At 68.2% G+C, this 617-nt stretch carries 1 protein-coding gene; it reads right to left on the bottom strand.

What is annotated here, in order from left to right; all coding sequences use genetic code 11:
* On the bottom strand, positions 1 to 617 hold a 617-nt coding region (gene ltrA / locus Q673_RS28510), incomplete at both ends, for a group II intron reverse transcriptase/maturase (protein WP_023006132.1).

Below are 617 nucleotides of genomic sequence, written 5' to 3'. Positions count from 1 at the left end.
GTCGTCGGCATAGCGGCAAAAGCGGTGGCCGCGGCGTTCCAGTTCCTTGTCCACGTCATCCAGCAGGATATTGGCCAGCAGCGGGCTGAGTGGTCCGCCCTGGGGCGTGCCCTGCCGGCGTGGCGCGACCAGGCCGTCCTGGAACATCCCGGCTTCCAGATAGCGCCGGATCAAGCGCAACGCTCGCTTGTCGCGGACGCGGCGCGCGACCCGCGCCATCAGCAGGTCGTGATTCACCCGGTCGAAGAAGGCTTTCAGGTCGAGGTCGACCACCCAGCGGTGGCCGGCGGTGACATGGGCCTTCATCGCCGAGACGGCCTGCTGGGCACTGCGCCCGGGCCGATAGCCATAACTCGATGCGGAGAACCCCGGATCGAAGATCGGCGTCAGCACCTGCAGCAGCGCCTGCTGGATCAGCCGGTCAGTGACCGTGGGGATGCCGAGCTGTCGCGTCCCGCCCTTGGGCTTGGGGATCTCGACGGCTCGGACTGGACTGGGGTGGTACTCACCGGCCAGCAACCGCTCGCGCAGCGTTGGCCAGCATTCTTTCAGGTGGTCGGCCAGCTGGTGGACCGTCATGCCGTCGGCACCCGGCGCCCCCTTGTTGGCGACCACCC

The sequence above is a fragment of the Halomonas sp. PBN3 genome (genome assembly GCF_000475415.1).
Lineage (GTDB): Bacteria > Pseudomonadota > Gammaproteobacteria > Pseudomonadales > Halomonadaceae > Halomonas > Halomonas shengliensis.
This window is presented reverse-complemented; position numbering and strand designations above follow the sequence as displayed.